The sequence below is a fragment of the Agromyces humi genome, from assembly GCF_009720255.1.
Classification (GTDB): Bacteria; Actinomycetota; Actinomycetes; order Actinomycetales; family Microbacteriaceae; genus Agromyces; species Agromyces humi.
Genome location: NZ_WJSP02000648.1, coordinates 1 through 1,194, shown reverse-complemented (window position 1 = coordinate 1,194; position 1,194 = coordinate 1). Strand labels below are relative to the sequence as shown.

The window sequence follows — 1,194 nt, the reverse complement described above, 5'->3', positions numbered from 1 at the left end:
GGTGCGGTGTCCGCTGCGGCGCCGGATACGGCGTTGAACGCGTCGGTGATCTCACCGCCGGTGCCGGTGGCGAAGATGAACACGACGAACGCGGCGACGCCGAGGAAGACGAGGAAGCCGCTGTTGCCGAACCTCCCCATCAGAACGGCGGTTCGATCACCTTGGGTGTGAAGCCGTCATCGCTGAGTGTCTTCGGATCCACGATCTGCGGTGCGGGAGTGAGGAGTGTCTGCATGACCTGGTCATGCGCGGGTTCATGCGGCGCGGGCGGCCTCGGTGTCGTCGTCCCCAGTAGAGGTGTCGTCGTCGAGGATGGCCAGGACCGCAGGGTGGAGGTGCTGGTTCGCTGCGGCGATGAGGCGTTCCTCGGGGAACGCGGCCTCGATGAGACGAGCTTGGACGGCGAATGGGAGCCGCCCGAAGTTCGGGTTGGCGAACGCACCGGCCGGGACGAGCAGTCGTTCCTCGATGAGGTGGGCGAGATCGTTGACGGTGATGTTCGGTGACTGCTGGGCTGCAGCGGCGACGAGGAGCACGTCGGTTCGTGCGAGCTCGAGGAGGCGTTCGTGGTCGACGTCTTCGATCGCCTGTCCGTTGAGGAGGTCCTCGACGGCGAAGCGCGCCTCCCAGTCGGCTTCGAACTCCATGTCGAAGTCGGAGAGCGGCTGGATCTCCGGTTCGGTGAGCTCAGCGAAGGTGAAACGGCCGGAGCGGCGGTCTCTCGGTGCTGTCCTCTTCGGGTTCACGGTAGGGAGTGAATTGGACATTTCGTCTAGGTGTGCGGCCTGGTCGGCGACGGTTTCCCAGAACCCGATGCTGGAGCGCCGGGCGGCGCTCTCCCCCGATGTCGTGGACAGCTTTGTCTCCTGTGTGCGTGTGGTGAGGCTGGGTACCGCTCCCCATGGCGGTTGCCTACTGGTGACGCTATCCATGCGATTGCGCAACCCTCATGCGCGGCGCGCGCCGAATCCGGCGATTTCGAGCGCCTGTGAAGTGGATTTTGCGTCCGGGCTTCGAAAAACGGCTCATTGAGGGTCGTGCGGGTTGAACGTGACGGTCAGGGGGCGACGCGACGCACCTGCGCGCCGGCCTTCACCGGGGATCCGGGGCAGCGGAGCGTCAGCGTGCACTTCGCTGGAGGGGCGCCGGCGGCGAGGAACGCGATCTTGTCGCACTCCTGACACCAGGTGACGG

1 protein-coding gene is annotated in these 1,194 nt (G+C 65.8%); it reads right to left on the bottom strand.

Features of this window, described 5'->3' with window-relative positions; all coding sequences use genetic code 11:
* Positions 1–254: 254 nt before the first annotated feature.
* Complete coding sequence (locus GH736_RS23200; protein WP_159607404.1) at positions 255–767, bottom strand: hypothetical protein; 513 nt, start codon at positions 765–767, stop codon at positions 255–257.
* Positions 768–1,194: the final 427 nt, after the last annotated feature.